The sequence below is a fragment of the Mangrovimonas sp. ST2L15 genome, from assembly GCF_001280515.1.
In the GTDB taxonomy this organism is placed as follows: Bacteria; Bacteroidota; Bacteroidia; order Flavobacteriales; family Flavobacteriaceae; genus Mangrovimonas; species Mangrovimonas futianensis.
This window is the reverse complement of the sequence record NZ_LBIQ01000001.1, coordinates 1-241: the sequence shown is the minus strand read 5'-3', so window position 1 is coordinate 241 and position 241 is coordinate 1. Positions and strand designations below refer to the sequence as shown.

The following is a 241-nucleotide window of genomic DNA, read 5'->3' as shown; positions in this document are numbered from 1 at the left end:
GTGATGGTCTGTGACACCGAAGATGAGTTGTTACACGCATCAGTGAATGTCCACGTTCTGGTCACCACAATGTTACAAGGATCTGTATCGTCCATGCTATCTACAGCAGTAGCAGTAATGTCACCAGCACAGTTGTCTGTAGCAGTCAACTCACCAGCAGCAGGCATATCGCCGATACACTCGTAAGTGATATCTGCAGGAGCGTCAGGAGCCACTGGAGCAGTTGTATCTTGAATATTGA

1 protein-coding gene is annotated in these 241 nt (G+C 47.7%); it reads right to left on the bottom strand.

Going from position 1 to position 241, the window contains the following annotated elements:
- Positions 1 to 241 (bottom strand): hypothetical protein (locus tag ZA07_RS16065; protein ID WP_197276672.1); only part of this gene is annotated, 241 nt, incomplete at both ends.